Source organism: Maribellus comscasis, from assembly GCF_009762775.1.
GTDB lineage: Bacteria > Bacteroidota > Bacteroidia > Bacteroidales > Prolixibacteraceae > Draconibacterium > Draconibacterium comscasis.
Genome location: NZ_CP046401.1, coordinates 7549562 through 7568235 on the forward strand (window position 1 = coordinate 7549562; position 18674 = coordinate 7568235).

Sequence of the window (18674 nt, forward strand, 5' to 3'; positions counted from 1 at the left end):
ATTATTTTATTTTAACTGATTTTATTTCTTCAATAATTCCTGTTTACCCAATGTCAAACATTTAATTGTTGCTAATGTTTTATAAACATCGCTTTCCCGCCTACTTATATTGAAAAAACAGTAATTTTCAAATAAACAACGAGGGGCTGCTAAAGAGGTCCTGCAGCCATCGTATTGATTTGTATTTTTTCTCCCCCCTCTGGAAAACCATTTAATCCATTATTTTTGTGGCAAAATTCAATTTTGGCAAGTTTAAATAAAAATATTACTCAGCTTTACCTGATTAAAATTTCAAAATGGTTTAACCTGGTTATGCCGGTTGTGGTTCTATTTTACCAGGATAACGGCATGGGAATGCACGAAATTTTTGTTCTGAAGGCGATTTATTCCGTTGCCATTGTTTTCATGGAAATTCCGTCCGGCTGGATGGCAGATGTGTGGGGACGAAAAAAAACACTGATTCTCGGGAGTATTCTTGGAAGCGGAGGATTTCTGATTTACAGTTTTTCCTATGGATTTTGGGCGTTTGTAATTGCAGAAATAATTTTAGGAATCGGACATTCATTTGTTTCGGGAGCCGATTCAGCTATGCTTTTCGATAGTTTAAAAGTTTCAAATAAAACGCGCAAATATGTAAAACTGGAAGGCCGGATAACTTCCGTTGGTAATTTTGCCGAAGCTATTGCCGGAATTGCCGGAGGTTTTCTGGCAGCTGTCAGTTTGCGAACTCCTTTTTATTTTCAGTTTGGTGTGGCAGCAATTGCAATTCCTGCCGCCTTTACCCTGGTCGAACCAAAAATTCATTCAACAGGACAAATTCACACGTTAAAAAAACTGGTTCAAAACATTAAGGTTACATTTATTCAAAATCATAATTTGCGTATAGCAATTCTTCTTTCAGCAGTTACAGGAACGGCAACACTAACATTTGCATGGTTGGTACAGCCCTTTTTTAAAGCTATAAATTTACCGGTTGAAATGTTTGGTATTTTCTGGACAGCCTTAAATTTAACGGTTGGTGTTTCATCCGTTTTTGCCCATAGCTTTGAGCGTTTTGCCGGAAAAAAATGGTCACTGATAAGCATTATTATTCTGCTTGCCATCGGATATTTTTTCTCCGGAATAACCGTATCGGTTTACGGCCTTGCATTTCTGTTTTTATTTTACCTGGTTCGGGGGCTGGCAACCCCAATTCTTAAAAATTATATTAATCAATATACTGAAAGCGAAGTTAGGGCTACCATGCTGTCAGTTCGAAATTTTGTTATCCGGATTAGTTTTGCAGGAATCGGACCGCTACTTGGATATATTACCGACCATATTAATCTAACCAGCGCTTTTATTTTAGCCGGAGGCATATATTTGCTTGCCGCCTTAGTTATTGTTTTGCCCTGGTTAAAACCCGAAAACAAATAAACAGGCTGACAAACAAATCGATTAAACAAAAAACTTCAGTCTGGTTCTACAGGCACCTTCAGCAGTAAAGGTCTTCGGACAAAATCGGGTAAAATCTCCTTGATATTTTTTCCCGATTTTGATAAAAGAATCTCTTTTTTTTGTGTCGATTGATTTTATGACGAAAAAAGGCCGGAATTGGGCATAGTTTTCCCATTTGCCTAAAGATTTTGAATAAATTGATTTGATTTTAGGCAGCTTGTTTTTGGAGCGCCATTTTTCGGGCTATCCTAACTGCATTTGCTGTATGTACACCAAAGAAAATCCAGAGTTCTTCATTTTTCCGGGTCATGGCCCTTATTTTCTTTAAGCCGTAGTGTTCTTTTTCTGTTCCAAAGCTTCCTTCCATTCGCGTGGCTCTTTCTTTACGAAGTACAGAATGAAGTATTTTCCGGTGCTGTTCATGTTTTCCTGCCCTTCCTTTTCGTTTAAACCCATGGATGATATTCTCTTTCCTGCACCAGGTGCGGTTGGCATTGGTGGCATAAATATCATCGCCCGAAAGGTGTGTTGGTTTACCTACCAGCTGGCGACCGTAACGCACAGATTGCTTAAGCCTTATCCCCTCATGAAAAGCGCTGAAGCTTATGTGCTCGATAAAATTAATCCCTCCAAATTGTATCATATTTACCTTGGCTCCAAATTCAACAGGTTTAACTTCTTTTCCTCGTACAATTGGCCGGATATAAGCTTTTGAAAGGCTGACTATACGGTCGGGTACACTTTTACCTGTATCAAAAATTTCTTGTTGTTGAGATAATACCGTGGTAATTATTTTGATTTGGCGATAATATCTGGCTGGCATGGTAAATTCATAAAGATAGTTCTGCTGGGTTTCTTCCAGTAAAAACAATAATTTCCCCAGTAAGTGCAGCAGGCTCCGGGTAAGTATTCTACGCTGCTTTTTCGATTTCCTGCGCTTTCGGCTGTAGTGACTATACCTTTCTTTTTGCTTGAGATATTTGGTTCGGGGTGTTCGTATCTTTAAATACTTACAGCTTAATTTCAATTGACCGTAACACCAGTCTACACTTTCCCACAGTAGTTTTATATTGGTTGGGTAACGCATCGAAGTTTCGTAACATGTTGCATCGGTAAGCATAATGTTGGGATGTTCAATAAAGGGTTTCCAATGTTTTGCCAATATTTTTTGAGCTTCACTAATAGCTAACCTTGATGACAAAAAAGTACGTATCTGGCTGACAATTTTATAATTGGTAAGCCTTTCACCTTGTAGCCAGATGTCACAAAAAAGCTGAAAGTGGATATTGCCGTTTAAGTGCTCAATTAGTTTTCGGTCTGAACACCCCACATAAGACTTAAGGAACATCAATGCAATCATTCCCCCGGGACTAAAAAAACGGGAAGGTCCTTTCTTATTTTCTTTGATTTTAAAATGCCGGACTAAATCATCCCAGGGTAAGGAGACATAGAGTTTACCAATTTCAGATGTTAAAAATGATTTCCAGTAAAGAGAAAATTCCTGACGTGGTGAATTAAAATTAATTTCAAGGGGCGTTTCATAAATTCTTTGTACTTTCACAATTAAGGATTTTGAAAATTACCCCGATTTTTGGCGATTCAGGCCTTTTTCGGGGTTTTTCTTAAAAATAACAAAACCTATCGTATTTATTGTCAATAGGTTTTGATACTTATGAACATCCCTCTACAGCTCCTTGCTTTTCTCCATCTTTTTCTTCCATCTTTTTTGCAGGTGGCCATCCCTTATGCTCTTCATCCAAAATCGCCTCTACTCTTGAAATAAAAAGAGATTCTTTGTCAACACCGGACTCTCCGTAAGGACCAACGTTAAAGTTATAGTAATGAATTTCTGGTTTTAACTGCTCACTTGTTGCCCTGTATTTCACCCACAACTCCTGGTATTGGAATGTTTTAAGCCCTGTTGTTAATATGGCAACCAAGGCCGAAACAACCACAACAACAAACTGAAGATTATATCTTTCTCCGTTTATTGCTGCCAGCACAGGTGTTATCGCCGATAAAACAATCAGAATCCACTGAAAATTCCGATATTTCTTTTGATTTTTTGCTGACGATTTTCCATAATACCTCAGCTGAGAATAATATCTGTTCTCAAGATAATCATTAAACATCTCTTTTTCCATACCAAATAATTTTCTGACATTTAATTTGATTTAATTTGGACTTTATGTGGTCGCTCATTTAAAATACCTTTTTTAAAAAGATCTAAAAAAGTCAAATTAGCATTCCAGCGAACGGAGTCAAATTGCGAGATTGACTCTGCGTCAGGCAAGCGCCACTGCCGAAAGGTTTTGTCCAGAGCCCCGGTGTAAACTATTTTATTATTTGCTGAAAATGCGACAGACGTGACTGGTCCCGTGTGTCCGTTCAAAATCTTAATTAATTCACCATTTTCAGCATTCCATATTTTTACTGAGTGATCTACTGAACCGGTAACAATCATTTCACCATTGTTTGAGAATGCAGAACACAGTACCGTATCCTGTAAAAGATTAAAAGCTTTTCTGGCGGTTGTATCAAGCACAACATTACTGGTATCAGCCGGCCAGATAATTCCTATTCCTTGATCAGACGCAGTAAATATTCTTGCCCTGTTTGGCGAAATGGCAACAGATACAATACTGTCGTTAAACTCCAAATCCTCCTTGATATAAACTACTTCAATGTTGGTACTTCTTCGTTTGGTTCCGTTTAAATTCCATTCAACAAGTCGGTGATTATTCATTGCCGATAGCAATTTATAACCAATAACCCGGTACTGAATAGGAGCAATACTTATAATTTTATCACCTTCCTCCATTTTCAGCTTACGGTAATGAGGATTCTTTCCCCAGTACCGAACCGTTCCATTTTTATACAAAGCCATAGCCTCTGCTGAATCTTTGGGAAAAACAACCTGCGCAAGCTCAGATAAATGCGTAGTGTCTTTTTCGCCATTCCACAAACGGAATTTTAAGTCATCATCTTGGTCTGTAAATATTCCGTTTACAAAACGTATATCAAATATTGTATCTTCCGGATTTTGAGGTTCAACAATTTTATACAGTGCAAAATCCTTTTTTAATACTGAATCCGCTTTATCTTGCACCATTGTCTCGTTAACAGTATATGTAGAGTCGAGTTTTTTATATTCTTCGGCGATATATGAAGAAATATACCGATATTGTTTATCACGCAAGGTATCAATACTTTTTGCTGAATCAAGATTAAAAAAAGCAGCATTAAAAAGTTGTAAAGACAAGGTAGGATTTTTATCCATAAAAGAGGCATGCAGGATATTTGTCTCAGCCAGCGAAATCAGTTTTTTGAGGGGATCAATATCATTTTGAAAATTACTTATTTGTGCTTGTTTATCAGAAAGATAAAATGAGTATATCAATAAAATAAAAAACGCTCCTATTAAAGAATAAATCCCCGCTTTTTTTCTCCTCCTTTTTCGGCGCAGTACTTTTTTACTTTCCTTTATCAGCTTTCTTTCTTCAGCGGTCAATTCCGATTTTATTTTATCAAGATAAGGCTCAATAAAATTTATTTGTTTTTCTGTAAAATACTCCCTGAAATCGTCTTTCAGGGAAGCTTTGCTTTTGATCAGACGTTTCACTTCCAGTTTTGAAATATCGTCCTCACTCCTTTTTTCTGTTATTTTTAAGGCCAGCGAATCGTGGGCCAGTTCATACAAATCTTCATCTTCCGATTTATTCAGAATTCTTTTTTTTGTAAACAATTCAACAGAATCCTCAATAAGCGTTACATCCAAGTCCGACTTTAAACGATGTACTAACTCTCTTTTTGAAATCGGCTCTTTTGTTCCATCCAGGGTACAGAAATTTGAAAGTATTGTCCAGATGATTTCAGAAGTAACGGTCCTTTTATTTTGACTCAGTTCTCTGCTGATGTTTTTAACTTGTTCTTCAAGAAAATCCTGTAATACGTCATCAATATCGCCGATGTTCTTTAAATCTTCAAGTGAAATTAATGCATCTGCCTGATGACTTTCATCGTTGGTTTTATTTATATATAACTTATCAAGAAAAACCTGAAGATAAGGCAATTGTATGGTGCGTGTAGTTTCTTTGTCTTTAAGCCGTTTAAATATCTCTTCTGTAATCTCGTCAATTTTTTCTTCTTCAACCTGAACAAGCGAGAGTTCATAATCATTAATCCCCCTGATTACATCTTCCAGCTTGGCAAACGACATGGGTTCAACCCGCAACTTTTTTCGAAGAAGCTGTGGCACCTCCTTTTCAAATTGATACAAATAACCCAGATACTCTTCCCGAATGCTTAAGATAATTTTTACCGGTTGATCAACCGTAAGAATTTCCTTTACAATTTTAATAAATTGCTCCTGCTCTGTTTTTGAGCCTAAAACGTAAAGCTCTTCAAACTGATCAAAAATAAGATATATCGGTTTAAACGATGCTTTGTACACCGCATCTATTTTTCGGGGAAGTTTTTCAATCAAAAAATCATTATGCTCAACATAAGTAAATGCTTCGTCGCTTTCGTAACAAAGTGCTTTATCAAGCGATGAAATCAGATTTCCGCCTCTCCGGATATAAAGAGCCAGCCAATCGTAGGTGTGAAATCGGTTTGCTAGGCCGCACTGAATCAAACTTGTTTTTCCTGTTCCGGATGTTCCGTAAAGTACCAAGATTTTGGTTTGAAAAATCATTTGGTACAATTCATCAATTTCTTCATCACGCCCAAAGAAAAACTCCTTATCACTCCTTTGATAGCTGTCTAAAAACTTAAACGGATATTTTTTTTGCATGCGGAATTCAATTTTAAAGATTACCCAGGAGGTCGTCGTTTATCTCACTGACTTTGGGTTTAAACTTGAAATTTGTACCCAGCAGCGTATTCATAGCTTCTTCAAACTGTTTGCTAACCATATCCAGGCGAATATTCTTCTGAAGTTCATTTTTTTGAGCCTCTGATTTTATTTCCATCGATTCAGCAGCAGTTGCCATATAGTCGATAACCTTCTCTTTTTCACTTTTAATCGAAAAATATCTCAAACCACTCTCACCCTCCCGGCATTGATAAAAAAGCAATTGAAAATCAGATTCATTGGTCAATGCATTGTAGTCTATTAAAAAAGGAAATAAATTAACCGATGTATTTCTGTTCCTGAAAAATACAGAATATGTTAACTGGGGAGTATTGTCAAATTTGAGGTAACGGAGTAAATTTTTTGACTCATTGTTTTCAAGAATATTTAAATCCTTGATGTACCAGGCCACTGAATTTCGCGACTCTTCATATTCAATTTTTTTTAAGGTGACCAATTGATAATCAGCTAAAAAATTAAAATTTGAAAGAATTGTTGTCAACGAAATTTCAGCAGTGTGACAATGCCCCAATCCAAATGCTATTTTTCCCGGATCCACCAATTCCAAATTCTCAAGCTCAGCACAGGCGAGGTTAAATTTACTTTCGGGATTAAGAAATTCATCCACATCACCCAATTCTTCGTTTTTCAACGGAAACTCAAGTTTATTCGCTTTATAAACTTTAATCAGAGATTGAAACAAATTGCGAAGTTCGCTCAGTTTTAAATCTCTACTCGCATTAAAAAAATTGCTTATCTCATCGTTTTTTGAATTTATGGCGGGATTGCTACTTTTTTCATCCCACAACTGCGAGATAAAAAGAAAATTAATAAGCTGAAGTGAAATTCGGTAGGTACTAAAACAGTGATTCAGATACTCATCAATTTTCGTTTCAATTCTTTTCTCTTTGTCATTTCCAATTGAAAATAATCTTCTCAGCTCCCACCCTATTATCCAAACAAAGCTCTCTGCCAGTATTTCCTGCGCATCTCTGAGATGCATTCTAACACTTTCCCAATTATCTTTATCCTCTTCCGGTAAGCCGCTAAGAAAAGACTGAGGTTTTTTCTTATTTTTTAGCAGAAGTATCAGTTCTTTGGTTAAGACGCCGTTAAATACTTTGTTGCTTGTTACAACACCAAAGTTTGCTTCATTAATGTGCTCGATGTTGTATACCTTATTTTCATAGGTGACATTCGAAACATTCTGATTTTTCACCAATTCTTTTAGTTCAGCAAGTTGATTGTGAATTGTACGTATCTCACCATTCACATTTAGTGTCATACCTTTCTCGCTGACCTCCTGAATGATAATTCTTTCAGTCCCCTCTGTATGTATCATACTAATCCGAAATTATGAAAAGTTAGCAGTATCAATTTTATCGATATTGTATACCTTCTCTGCATTTTGAGTAATATTCTTTTCGCCTGTTTTCTGTTCAGGTCTTTTGTTTTCAGTAAATCCATCTGCTTCCAGTCTGTCGAGTTCTTTATTAAACTGGTTCCACAAATCGTTAAAATCTGAAAAGCCCGAATAAAAATGTTTCAGGTCCTTTAATTTCTTCTTAAATTCAATAAGACTTTCATCTTCACTATCAGGGGAGTTTTTAAAATAGGTGAATATAAACGGCTTTTGTGTTGTATGAAACTGTCCAAAAGCGTTTTCAAATTCTTCAGCAGTATACATTCCAACTTTTGAAAAAGCCAGAAAAACAAACAGGTCAGCATCTTTTACATATTTGTTGTACTCACTTTGCGAACCTGTTACAGACATTCTGGTGGATAAATCTTCCCAAATGTCGAGATGGAGAAAGATTTCTCTGTCAAACCACGACTTACACTTCCGATAAATTTCTATCTCCATTTGCTCTCTTTCCAACTTAAGTTCTTTTGAAGAAGCGAGGAATATTTTAATCTTTTTCATTCGTCAGTTTAGCTTTACTTTTTATGCTTCTTGTTACGATTCATCTTTAGAAACAAGAATTAAGAATATCAATATACGAAATAAATATCATTATTTAGAAGTTTTCTAAATAAATTTATTCGTGTAGTTCGCTAACTTACATGCGATTAACTTGCGCTCCTGTTTTTAATAATACTTCTAAAAAATAATTTAGTTGAATTTTATAACATGAAAACGCAGGCAAAAATGGCGATGGATTTGCCGGAATGACAGTTGTGGCCGGCCTTTATTACGAATTATTCAACACTAATTTCATACCATCATATCCAACAAAAACATTTGCAGGTAGTTTTTTCTGAATGTCTTCGTGTTTACCAAAAGCATGACTTAAATGTGTCAAAAAAGCCTTTTGGGGTTGTATTCTGTAGATTACTGCCAGAGCTTCGTCCAAATTAAAATGTGAGATGTGTTTCTCTTCCCGAAGTGCGTTGATTATTAAAATTTTTGTTCCTTCAATCTTCAGCATTTCTTCATCAGGAATCGAATTGGTATCGGTAATATAGGTTAAGTCGCCAACCCTGAAGCCGTAAACCGGCAATTTGTGATGGAAACAGCGGACAGGTACAAATTTTATTTCATCAATTTTAAACGAACGACCGCTAACCATGTGTAACTTCATTTTAGGTATCCCGGGATATTTATGGTCGGCAAATACATAATTAAAAATGCGCTTAATAGCTTCCTGCACACGGGATTCTGCATAAATATCAACCGGCGATTTTTGCACCCAGTTAAAAGAGCGAATGTCATCAAGTCCAAAAATATGATCGACATGCTCGTGGGTAAGTAAAATGGCACGAAGGCTAATCAATTGTTCACGTAACATTTGCTGACGAAAATCGGGTCCGGCATCAATAACAAAATGTTGTCCATTAATTTTTAGCAACAACGACGAACGTAATCTTTTGTCTTTTGGGTTTACTGATTTACACACATCACATTCACAAGCAATTACAGGAACACCCTGAGAAGTTCCGGTCCCTAAAAAAGTAGCTTCAATTTTAAAATTTTCGTGTTCAAGCATTTCACAAATTTAACAAAAGCTGTGTTCTGATAATGAATATATTTATTTTTACAAAAAATTTAATATGCCAAAATTATTTCTTGTTCCCAATGTTTTAAGCGAAGGAGACTGGCAAAACGTTTTGCCGGCTGGTATTTATCAGATTCTCACCAATACAAAATATTTTATTGTGGAAAATATAAGAACCGCACGTCGTTTTTTAAAACAGGTAAACAAAGAAATTGACATTGATAGTTTGACCTTTTTTGAATTAAATAAATACACTCAAAGTTCTGAACTTCCCTTTTTTCTAAGCCCTATCCAAAAAGGATTTGACATTGCTGTGATCTCAGAAGCGGGATGTCCGGGAGTTGCAGATCCCGGAGCTGATATTGTAAAAATTGCCCATGAAAAAGGCGTAAAAGTTGTGCCGCTGGTTGGCCCCTCTTCGATATTGCTCGCACTGATGGCTTCCGGATTAAACGGGCAAAATTTTGCTTTTCACGGGTATTTGCCTGTAAAACCGAACGAACGAACACGTGCCATTTCTGCATTGGAAAAACAGGCAAAAAACACTAAACAAACACAAATTTTTATTGAGACTCCGTACAGAAATAATCAGATGTTAAGTGATTTGTTAAAAACCTGTCACTCTTCCACCAGGCTTTGCATAGCAGCAAATATTACGGGAGACGATGAGTATATTGTAACAAAAACGATAAAAAACTGGCAGGGAAAATTGCCTGACTTACATAAAATCCCAACAATCTTTTTAATTGGTGAATAACAAATACAGCCTTGTATTTAAGCCCACCCCCGGCATTATCCAGGTATCTTCTGTTAAAATTATTATTTGTGATTGGAGTATTGTAAGTTGGACTTACCCCATTTTTTATCAGAAAATAAAATTAAGTTGCGGATCAGCTTTATTACGATAAAAATCAGATAATTTGCCTGGACAACGTTTAAAAATATTACTTATCCCATCTCCCAATGCATAGTATTTAAAATCTGGTATCCCAAAAACCCTTTTGGCGCTTTTTAATATATGCCCTGCCATAATAGTAAGTTTATTTGATTGGTCAAGAATTACAGCAATAAAATAGAAAACAGCAAGCAATAAAGCCATCATATTTTGCAACCGTCTGTATTTTAGTACCCTGATATTTTCTAAATCGTATGTTTGTTTTATAAAGCGGATAGTTTCTTCAATACTCCAACGTTTGATATAGGATTGGATTATGTGTTTTATACCCCCTTTATTTCTTTTTACTTGCAGAGAAGTCAATATCATCATTGGCTTCTTGCCATAACCTTTCACTACAACCAGCGTTAAGGGCTTATTGGACCATGGGAGTTTTACAGAAGTTGCCCCATAGCTTACATGGTAAATAAATTCTTCCCCGTTTTTTACCCGTACAATAGTTTCTTTATAGGGGCATGGGCATGCGCCAACCATAATGCTCTGATAGGCTTACCCCGGCAAATCAAATCACGCGTACCTACCAGGCGGATAATAAATTGCCTGTTTTTTTCAATCAAGGGCTCATATATTTTATCCCTGTCGCCCCCACGGCAATGACCCATACCCCTTGGTTGCCCGTTTGTTTGCTTACAAAATCAATGGCCCCCTTGATTTCTTCGTTCTCGCTTCTAAAATCAGGGGATTCTTGTGAATACAATGCTGAATATAGTGGTGTTAGTTCATTGCTGCCAGGCTCTGCTGCAATAACCTGGTTTGTCCAGTACCCATCAACTATATTGCCCTCAAGGCTGCTCCCATCCCTAACCTTTGCCAGGTATTCCATCTTCTCTGCATAAGGTTTATGGATATCGCCAAGGTCAAGGATCAATAAAGTATCCTTATTTATCCTGCTTTTTGCTAAAGAAAGTATTTGTTGATGTACATTTTGCCATATTTGAGCTTTATTTAATTGACGGCTAAAACGCTCTTCGATTTTCTTTAACCTTACCTTGCTTTCCAGTTGCCGCCCAATTTCTGTTAACATAACTGACTGCGAAGCTAAAATACCGTATACTGCTTCTTTTATAAAACGCCCTGCAGTTTTATCCAGTTGAATTGAAAGTATCCCCGAAAATTTTGCTATTTTGTTCCTGAGATTACTGGCTAAATGGCTAAAGTTCATATCGTATCCTCCTGAATTTGTGAGCGGTATTACAAATATATACAGGAGGGTACTTTTATCTAAATGCAATAAAAAGTATCCCCATTTTTTTGTAAAAAGAAACCAATTTCACTTCAACTAAAACCTACAAGCCTTATCAATAAAGAGCAACGTCAAATCATCATGTGAATTTTGGGGTAAGTCCAATAGTGCATAAGAATTGAATTATTCCAAAATAATTATATGTAAAAATAACTGATTTTGTATGCAAACTATATGCAAATAAAAAAGAGTTACAAAATTTAATCTTTGTAACTCTTTGATTTTCAAGTCGGGGTAGCAGGATTCGAATATTGTTTTGATACTAACTGTATATCAACAGATTAGGCCGCTTCTTAAAAACCAGGTCACCTTATAGTTCACATGCTTTAGAACGCATTCATTATGACGAAATTAAAGCATTTTTCTTAAGAATAAAAAGGAATTACCCATAAATTCTAAAAAACATTTTGCAGTTAATCGAGCAACTTTCTTGACTGGTTCCTTCACTTTCAAGTTCAAAGCTTCGATGACTATTGTATTAGAATTAACATCAAACTCAGATATTAACTGAAATTCAGAAATCCAACATCGATATACTTTATACGATTACTATTGTTGTGCTTCGTTGTACATTCCAAATCCTTACGAAAATCTTTCAGTGATACTTCAGGTCTACTCCAGATCCAAAATTCCATATCTTAGTAATACTACATACAAAACTTTACAAATTTACACACTCAAACCGTAAGACATTTGCATACAAGGAAATTGGATTTGGCGGCAAAAAAACATCAATACCATCTTTTGTTTGTTCCCAACGGATTGACTCATCTGAACCTAGCATCGATATATTTTTAATATCTATACCTTGCAAAGTTTTAAGTATTATTTCAGAACCCGGCCACTCAAGAAGAATAACAAAAAGTATATTTCCTTTTCTTGTATACCTAACGTCACCCGATTTAAATCCATATTCACCATCTTCCCTTCCCCAAGAACCAACCTCAGACACCGTAGGCCCCTCACCAAATACCTTCCATGGTCTGGTACCATAAATGGCTTCACCGTTTATAGATAGCCACAAACCAATTCCCTTTAACCTGTTTTGCATCACCTCCGGGATGGTACCATCGGCTCTGGGGCCAATATTAATCAAAAGATTCCCCCCCTTGCTGACAATATCCGCCAAATAATCAACTAACTCGTTTGTAGTCATATATGCATCATCAGGAGTTTGTTTGTTATAGCCCCATGAAGTTGGATCAAGGGCATCGCAGGTCTCCCAGGGAGAATCAAAAATCCCGGTAATATTTCGTCGCTCCGGTGTTTGAAAGTCACCAAGAAATATACCATTCCCGGTATTCCATCGCTGTGCCTGTTTAGCCCAAAGTGAATTCGATACTGACCTGTCAGACAGAGCTTGGGAAGCGGTAGTATCCAAACCCCAACGTTCGTTTGTAACAACCTGATCTGGATTCTCCGAATGATTATAAAAATAGGCAATCACCTCCTTGCTGTTCCAATGGTTTGCCCCCAAAGGCTTTCCATTGTTATTACGAAACGGCCCCACAGGTACATCTCCCCACAAAATATCGGGCTGATACAAATCCACCAGCTCTTTTATCGAATTATTCATATAATCTACCCACTCTTTATTTGGATATCTTTTATCCCAAAACGAATAAGTAGTATTGTGATAGAAGCCCATTTTCATACCCATCGAACGCACTTCCTTCAAAAGATCACCCGCCAGATCACGATGGGGGCCCATATCCATTGCGTTCCTGTCAGTATATTTCGTTGGCCAAAGCGCAAATTCATCACCATGTTTTGCGGTCAGGACGACATACTGCGCACCGGCACTTTTAAACAAACCCGCCCAATTTTCCGGGTTATACTTTTCAGCCTTGAACATGGGAATAAATTCATCGTATTCAAAATCGGCACCATAATTCCCGCGGTGATACTTATTGGCTCCATTGCGAATCTTTGACCGGAAGACGCTGTCGGGCAAGTTGCCCTGTTCAGCTGTGTACGGAGGACCTTCCGGCGAATGCCCCCATTGGGACTTCGGACTCATATATTCTACATACCATTCATGGAATGCCGGTACAGCATAAACTCCCCAGTGGATAAAAATTCCAAATTTGGCGTCATTAAACCACTCGGGCACAGGATGCGAATCAAGAGAACTCACAGTAGGCTCATATTGTTTTTGTACAGGTTGTTGGCAATTACACAGAGCAATAATGACAAACAATAAAATAATCCAACTATACTTTAGGCATGATTTTACAGATTTCATTTATGTTTTTATTATTCAATTTAGCATTAATTCCAATGCAAAACAACTTTGTTAATTCTGAACTTTTTCCAGCTGCACTTCATAAATTACCGTTCCGTCAGTATCGGTCGGATTAATAAAACCGGCCTTCAAAACAGCCGTATAATTACCCGGTTTTTCAATACGAATCTTTCCAAAACGGTTTATAAATTCAGGCCTATAGGCTGAACGAATATGACTTATTCGCTCTTTTCCCTTAATTGTTCCGGAGACTGTCTGATTGTCAACTGTAAAGAAGAGCTTATTAAAGTCTTTATCGTTTTGATATATTGACTCCCATTCCCTTTTGTAACTCTCATAGCTTCTCACTGTTGAAACACTTATAACATTCACTTGAAATAATCCCGGTTCTGTAACAAAGAAATTCCACTTTAGATAATCCTCAGTGCTATTCCAGTTTTTCGTGGCAAAATAGGGCCAGTTGTTTGTATCTATTACTCCATCCATTCCTGAAATCTGTAAATTTCCATTATCTCCAATGACTTCTGCCATACCTACCTGTAAAATTATATTTCCCGAACTCATCTGCCCCGGTCGATCATCTACTTGTGGTTGCCCTTTAATCTTTACCTTAAAAACAGGAAAAATTTTCTCTTTCCAATCACCTGGAACTTTGATTTTTAATTCTGGCAAGTCTAAATTCTTTACTTCCCTGTATTCATAAGGAATTGAAACTTCATCATGGATGTCAGTAACTTTAATCACCTTGTTTTTAAGCCCATAAAGCATTATGGCATCTATATTTTTATTCAAAAGCATAACATAAAGAGCGTCTTTCCCTGTAGTAACACGAATCCCATCCATTTCCTGAAACCAGGGACTTGGACCGTTTTTGTATATTGCTTCTCCATTTTCAGTAACCCACTTACCAATTTCCTTTAACCGATCAACACTTTCCTCTGGGATTGATCCATCAGCCTTAGGACCAATGTTTAAGAGATAGTTAATATTTTTTGAAGATAAATCAATTAGTTGGAGAAGCATATCCTCCCGTGATTTCCAGGCACTGTCAGCACAGTGAAAACCCCAGGAATGATTCATGGTTGCCGGGCATTCCCATATTCCGTTAAGTACTCCGGGAGGAATTTGGTTGTCACCCATAACCCCGTAATCACCCAAACCTGCTCCAATTCGCGTGTTAATGAGGCAATCCGGCTGCAGTCTTTTTACATAATCATAAATGTCTTTTGCCTGTTTTTTTGATATATCACCAGGGGTATCAAACCATAAACAGAATATCTCACCATAATTTGTGAGCAATTCTTTTAGTTGAGTTTTTACTTTCCTTTCAATATAAACCTGAGCATTTCTGTTTGGATCATCTTTATCCCAATCCCAATTATTCCCGTACATATCAACCGAATGATATTCATCCCAATCCCTTATATGAGAATAATACAACCCCAATTTAATACCCTGATTTTTACACTCTTCACTAAGCTCTTTCAGAATGTCCTTCCCATAAGGTGTGCCGTCCTTAATATTGTAATCATCATAATCGGAATCAAACATGGCAAAACCATCGTGATGTTTGGCGGTAAATACAATGTATTTCATCCCGGCCTGTTTAGCCAATCTTACAATCTTATGGGCATCAAAATTATTTGGATTGAATTTTTTAGCCAACTGATGGTATTCTTCCCTTGGTATGGATTTTAACCTCATGATATGTTCCGCAACTGTTCCTGAAGATAAAGTATCGCCGTTCCATACTCCTGCAGGCAGCGCATAAAGACCAAAGTGGATAAACATTCCCAACCGGAGATCTGTAAATTCCTGTTGCCCCATGGTTTTAGTTTGTTCACTCTCTGATGGAACACAGGAAGACAAAACAATAAAGCAGATGCAGATATAATATAATTGCTTAAGTATAATCTTCATATAAAATCAGTTAATAGAAATCAATTTACAAACAGCCTTCGCTGTCCTTATTCCCACTTCTTTTTTCTGAACGGGATGAATATTGTACAATTCACCCAAATCCCGAATATCGACCAATACTGTCCGCGTTGTATTTTGAGCCACAGTAGCTTGAACACCCTGAAGAATTTCCCAGGCTTTCAGACTTTCGGGCGTGCCCGGATCATAAGTTGGAAGCTGAATTATGGCAAACAATAAATCAGGCTTGTCAAAGTATTTTCTGTAAGAAGAAATCAGATTCTCCAGCCAAAAAAGATATTCAGTTGCCTGGCTTACTTTGTCAGTATTACTTTCTCCCTGGTACCAAACCACACCAGTTAGAGGGAGCTGACCCAACGGACGTATAAGTTTATTAAAAAGCATTGCCGGAACAGCGCGTCCCAATCCCCATTTTGCCAACCTGTGCTGCCCATATGGTTTCATATCCTTGTCGTCCTCCCTGGCAGCTTTTAGTACCAGCGAATCGTTAACCAGAGTCCTGAACCTGTTTCCGGTTTCGATATCAGGAAATGCCTCTTCAGGTACCCATGCTTCAATTCCTGTTCCTCCCCTTGCTGCTACAAAAATGCCCATTGGGTTCCTTTGACTTTTTTGCATCTCTGCAGCAAAAAAGAAAGCTACCGCCGAAATATTCTGTACATTTTCGTTAGTGATTTTTTGCCATTGTTTGCCATTGAAGTAACGTATATTTAGGGAAGATACATTATCTCCGACTTCGATTGACTCTTTGGAAGATTTAACGTGCATTGCCATATTTGACTGTCCTGCACACAACCATATATTTCCCGAAAGTACTTCTTTTATAACCTTTGTTTCACCATTACAAACAAACATCATATCGCCGGAAATACCAGATTTTACAGAAGGAAAACTCACTTCCCAGATACCATCTTTATCTGACTTGGTTGAAATTTTTATTTTATTAAAACTGACCGATACCTCCTGAGATGAACCACAACTTCCCCTAAGTGTCCAGTTAGCCTCAGAAGGAAATATCATATTATCCGAAATCCACAGCGGCAAACTGAACTCTCGTGATATTTGACCTTCCGATTTCTGAAAAGAAAAAATCAACAAAACAAAAGCAATGGCTAATATTCCAGCGTGCTTCTTATTCAAAGCATTGGCAAGCATATTCTTCAACAATTAATTCTTCATATTATCACATTAGCAGTGCCCTACCCATACAATCATTATCTAATTAGTGATTTACAGGTATCAAACTGATACTCTGGAAAGTAAATCCCAGATTTCCATCCGACAGCATTTGTGGTTCTAATGAAAGTGTATATTCTCCAGCCTTTTTAAGATTTATAATACCGCCATCTGTATGTATTTTTTTCCAATACTGGGTACGCTGGTTATATTCACTAAAATCGTCTTTAACCACAAACTCAACTGACTGACCAGATGTCTGTATTTTAACTTTATGTCCTCCCTGCCACAAGGGATTTCCATGAGATCCTGTTTCTGTTGAAACCAGATCGATTTTGTATTGTCCGGGTTCTTCTACTTTAAAATTCCATGTAAGATTTACGTTTTCGTCCTTCCAGTCGGCGCCTCCACCCCTTGCCGTAAATTTTAAATCATAAGGTTTCCCGCCCTTTCTGGCATCCGCCATTGCTCCATGTAATAAAACGCTTCCATCTACACTTTGGCAAATTTCATGTTCAACTTTTGCTTTTCCTTTAATCTCAAGAACAACAACTGAGACTGCCTCATCAGGAGCAGCATCCGGAAGTTCAATCTTTAATGTATGATGTTTTAATTTCTTATTGTAAATAGATTTAAAAGGGAGTGGAGTTTGATTTGCATCGGATAACAAATATACTTTATTGACTTTGTTTTCAAGCCCTTCCAAATAAAAATCACCGGAAGGCCAGTCAAATATCCCCAGATAGAGTTTTCCGGATTTCTGTGTTATATTTCCCCATTTAAATTCCACATTAAACGGATTCGGAAGTGCTCCGTAAATTGATTCACTATTAGTTTTCATCCAGTCGCCTACTTTGGCAAGTATGTCAACCGATTCCTGTGGAATCAATCCTTCGGCGGTAGGACCTACATTCAGAAGGTAGTTGCCACCTTTTGCTGTAATATCAAAAAGAAGACGGGTAAGATCTACAGGAGATTTCCAATGATGATCATTCTTTTTAAAGCCCCATGTATTATTAAGAGTTGCCGGTACTTCCCAGTCTCCCGGAACAACCGTTGCCGGGATTACATTATCGCCTGTTGACATATAATCGGTTTCAACTCCTCCACCTAACCTACCACTGATAATACATTCGGGTTGAAGTTTCCGAACCAAATCTTTCAGGCTTTGTGCCTGTTCTTTTGTAATACTCATGGGTGTATCGAACCAGATTAACCCCACCGGACCATAATTGGTAAGCAATTCAGTAAGCTGTGGTTTTACCTTTTCATCCAGATACTTCTGAAAATTTCTTTCTTTCGGGAAATCCCAGTCGTTGTCCAATCCGTTTAGTTCATTCCAGTCGCGCGACTGAGAATAGTAAAAGCATATTCTTAATCCCTGTTTATGGCATTCTTCAGCTAACGCTTTAATCACATCTTTTCCGTAAGGAGTTGCATCCACTATATTGTAATCTGAAGCATCAGACTTAAACATGGCAAAACCATCGTGGTGCTTTGAAGTAATGGTTATATACTTCATTCCTGCGTTTTTTGCGGTAGTTACAAAATCGTGTGCATTAAATTTTACGGGATTAAATTCTTTGGCTAACTGACGGTACTCAACAGCCGGTATCTGGGCTCGTTTCATAATCCACTCCCCTATTCCTTCAATTTCTTTTCCCTTCCATTCCCCGGCAGGTTTCGCATAAAGCCCCCAGTGAATAAACATTCCGAAATGAGCATCACGCCACCATTGCATTCTTTCGTTTTGACTTACAGACTGTGCCCTGGCATAGTCTTTTATTCCTATAAGTAAAGCTATCAGAATTAATATCTTTTTCATTATT

The 18674-nt window shown here is 37.3% G+C and carries 14 protein-coding genes; 2 read left to right on the forward strand and 12 right to left on the reverse strand.

Features of this window, described 5'->3' with window-relative positions:
• The first annotated feature begins 243 nt into the window (after nucleotides 1–243).
• A complete protein-coding gene (locus tag GM418_RS30355) occupies nucleotides 244–1416 on the forward strand; it encodes an MFS transporter (RefSeq protein WP_217447650.1) in 1173 nt (390 codons plus the stop codon).
• Nucleotides 1417–1645: 229 nt separating this feature from the next.
• On the opposite strand, the gene GM418_RS30360 is transcribed toward GM418_RS30355, so the two are convergent.
• The 6 genes from GM418_RS30360 to GM418_RS30385 form a co-directional block, all read right to left on the reverse strand.
• The gene (locus tag GM418_RS30360) at nucleotides 1646–2998 is read right to left on the reverse strand and encodes a transposase (RefSeq protein WP_217447505.1); all 1353 of its coding nucleotides are present in this window, start codon (nucleotides 2996–2998) and stop codon (nucleotides 1646–1648) included.
• A 109-nt stretch (nucleotides 2999–3107) separates the two neighbouring features.
• A complete protein-coding gene (locus tag GM418_RS30365; protein WP_158872017.1) occupies nucleotides 3108–3581 on the reverse strand; it encodes a DUF4231 domain-containing protein in 474 nt (157 codons plus the stop codon).
• Between the two features lie 20 nt (nucleotides 3582–3601).
• Nucleotides 3602–6232 (reverse strand): nSTAND1 domain-containing NTPase, encoded by a 2631-nt coding sequence (locus GM418_RS30370; RefSeq protein ID WP_158872019.1) that lies wholly within the window; start codon nucleotides 6230–6232, stop codon nucleotides 3602–3604.
• 13 nt (nucleotides 6233–6245) lie between these two features.
• Nucleotides 6246–7634, reverse strand: coding sequence for a hypothetical protein (locus GM418_RS30375; protein ID WP_158872021.1), 1389 nt, complete (start codon nucleotides 7632–7634; stop codon nucleotides 6246–6248).
• A gap of 12 nt (nucleotides 7635–7646) precedes the next feature.
• Nucleotides 7647–8216, reverse strand: coding sequence for a hypothetical protein (locus GM418_RS30380; RefSeq protein ID WP_158872023.1), 570 nt, complete (start codon nucleotides 8214–8216; stop codon nucleotides 7647–7649).
• Between the two features lie 268 nt (nucleotides 8217–8484).
• A complete protein-coding gene (locus GM418_RS30385; RefSeq protein WP_246222797.1) occupies nucleotides 8485–9279 on the reverse strand; it encodes an MBL fold metallo-hydrolase in 795 nt (264 codons plus the stop codon).
• 64 nt (nucleotides 9280–9343) lie between these two features.
• Between GM418_RS30385 and GM418_RS30390 the strand changes: the two genes are divergently transcribed.
• Entirely contained in the window at nucleotides 9344–10045 is a 702-nt protein-coding gene (locus tag GM418_RS30390; protein ID WP_158872025.1) for an SAM-dependent methyltransferase, read from the forward strand.
• Nucleotides 10046–10153: 108 nt separating this feature from the next.
• Here the strand turns inward: GM418_RS30390 and GM418_RS30395 are convergent, their stop codons facing one another.
• From GM418_RS30395 to GM418_RS30420, 6 genes are all read right to left on the reverse strand, one after another.
• Complete coding sequence (locus GM418_RS30395; protein WP_217447651.1) at nucleotides 10154–10717, reverse strand: transposase; 564 nt, start codon at nucleotides 10715–10717, stop codon at nucleotides 10154–10156.
• Nucleotides 10718–10796: 79 nt separating this feature from the next.
• Complete coding sequence (locus tag GM418_RS30400; protein WP_158872027.1) at nucleotides 10797–11474, reverse strand: hypothetical protein; 678 nt, start codon at nucleotides 11472–11474, stop codon at nucleotides 10797–10799.
• 673 nt (nucleotides 11475–12147) lie between these two features.
• The gene (locus GM418_RS30405) at nucleotides 12148–13731 is read right to left on the reverse strand and encodes an alpha-L-fucosidase (protein WP_158872029.1); all 1584 of its coding nucleotides are present in this window, start codon (nucleotides 13729–13731) and stop codon (nucleotides 12148–12150) included.
• Nucleotides 13732–13782: 51 nt separating this feature from the next.
• Nucleotides 13783–15651 (reverse strand): alpha-L-fucosidase, encoded by a 1869-nt coding sequence (locus GM418_RS30410; RefSeq protein WP_158872031.1) that lies wholly within the window; start codon nucleotides 15649–15651, stop codon nucleotides 13783–13785.
• 6 nt (nucleotides 15652–15657) lie between these two features.
• Complete coding sequence (locus GM418_RS30415) at nucleotides 15658–16824, reverse strand: sialate O-acetylesterase (RefSeq protein ID WP_246222859.1); 1167 nt, start codon at nucleotides 16822–16824, stop codon at nucleotides 15658–15660.
• A 67-nt stretch (nucleotides 16825–16891) separates the two neighbouring features.
• Nucleotides 16892–18670, reverse strand: a complete 1779-nt coding sequence (locus GM418_RS30420; protein WP_158872035.1) for an alpha-L-fucosidase — start codon at nucleotides 18668–18670, stop codon at nucleotides 16892–16894.
• Nucleotides 18671–18674 lie beyond the last annotated feature (4 nt).

Coding starts and splice junctions, on each gene's coding strand:
- GM418_RS30365 (WP_158872017.1), bottom strand. CDS start 3,581: ATGGAAAAAGAGATGTTTAATGATTATCTTGAGAACAGATATTATTCT.
- GM418_RS30370 (WP_158872019.1), bottom strand. CDS start 6,232: ATGCAAAAAAAATATCCGTTTAAGTTTTTAGACAGCTATCAAAGGAGT.
- GM418_RS30375 (WP_158872021.1), bottom strand. CDS start 7,634: ATGATACATACAGAGGGGACTGAAAGAATTATCATTCAGGAGGTCAGC.
- GM418_RS30380 (WP_158872023.1), bottom strand. CDS start 8,216: ATGAAAAAGATTAAAATATTCCTCGCTTCTTCAAAAGAACTTAAGTTG.
- GM418_RS30385 (WP_246222797.1), bottom strand. CDS start 9,279: ATGCTTGAACACGAAAATTTTAAAATTGAAGCTACTTTTTTAGGGACC.
- GM418_RS30390 (WP_158872025.1), top strand. CDS start 9,344: ATGCCAAAATTATTTCTTGTTCCCAATGTTTTAAGCGAAGGAGACTGG.
- GM418_RS30395 (WP_217447651.1), bottom strand. CDS start 10,717: ATGGTTGGCGCATGCCCATGCCCCTATAAAGAAACTATTGTACGGGTA.
- GM418_RS30405 (WP_158872029.1), bottom strand. CDS start 13,731: ATGAAATCTGTAAAATCATGCCTAAAGTATAGTTGGATTATTTTATTG.
- GM418_RS30410 (WP_158872031.1), bottom strand. CDS start 15,651: ATGAAGATTATACTTAAGCAATTATATTATATCTGCATCTGCTTTATT.
- GM418_RS30415 (WP_246222859.1), bottom strand. CDS start 16,824: ATGCTTGCCAATGCTTTGAATAAGAAGCACGCTGGAATATTAGCCATT.
- GM418_RS30420 (WP_158872035.1), bottom strand. CDS start 18,670: ATGAAAAAGATATTAATTCTGATAGCTTTACTTATAGGAATAAAAGAC.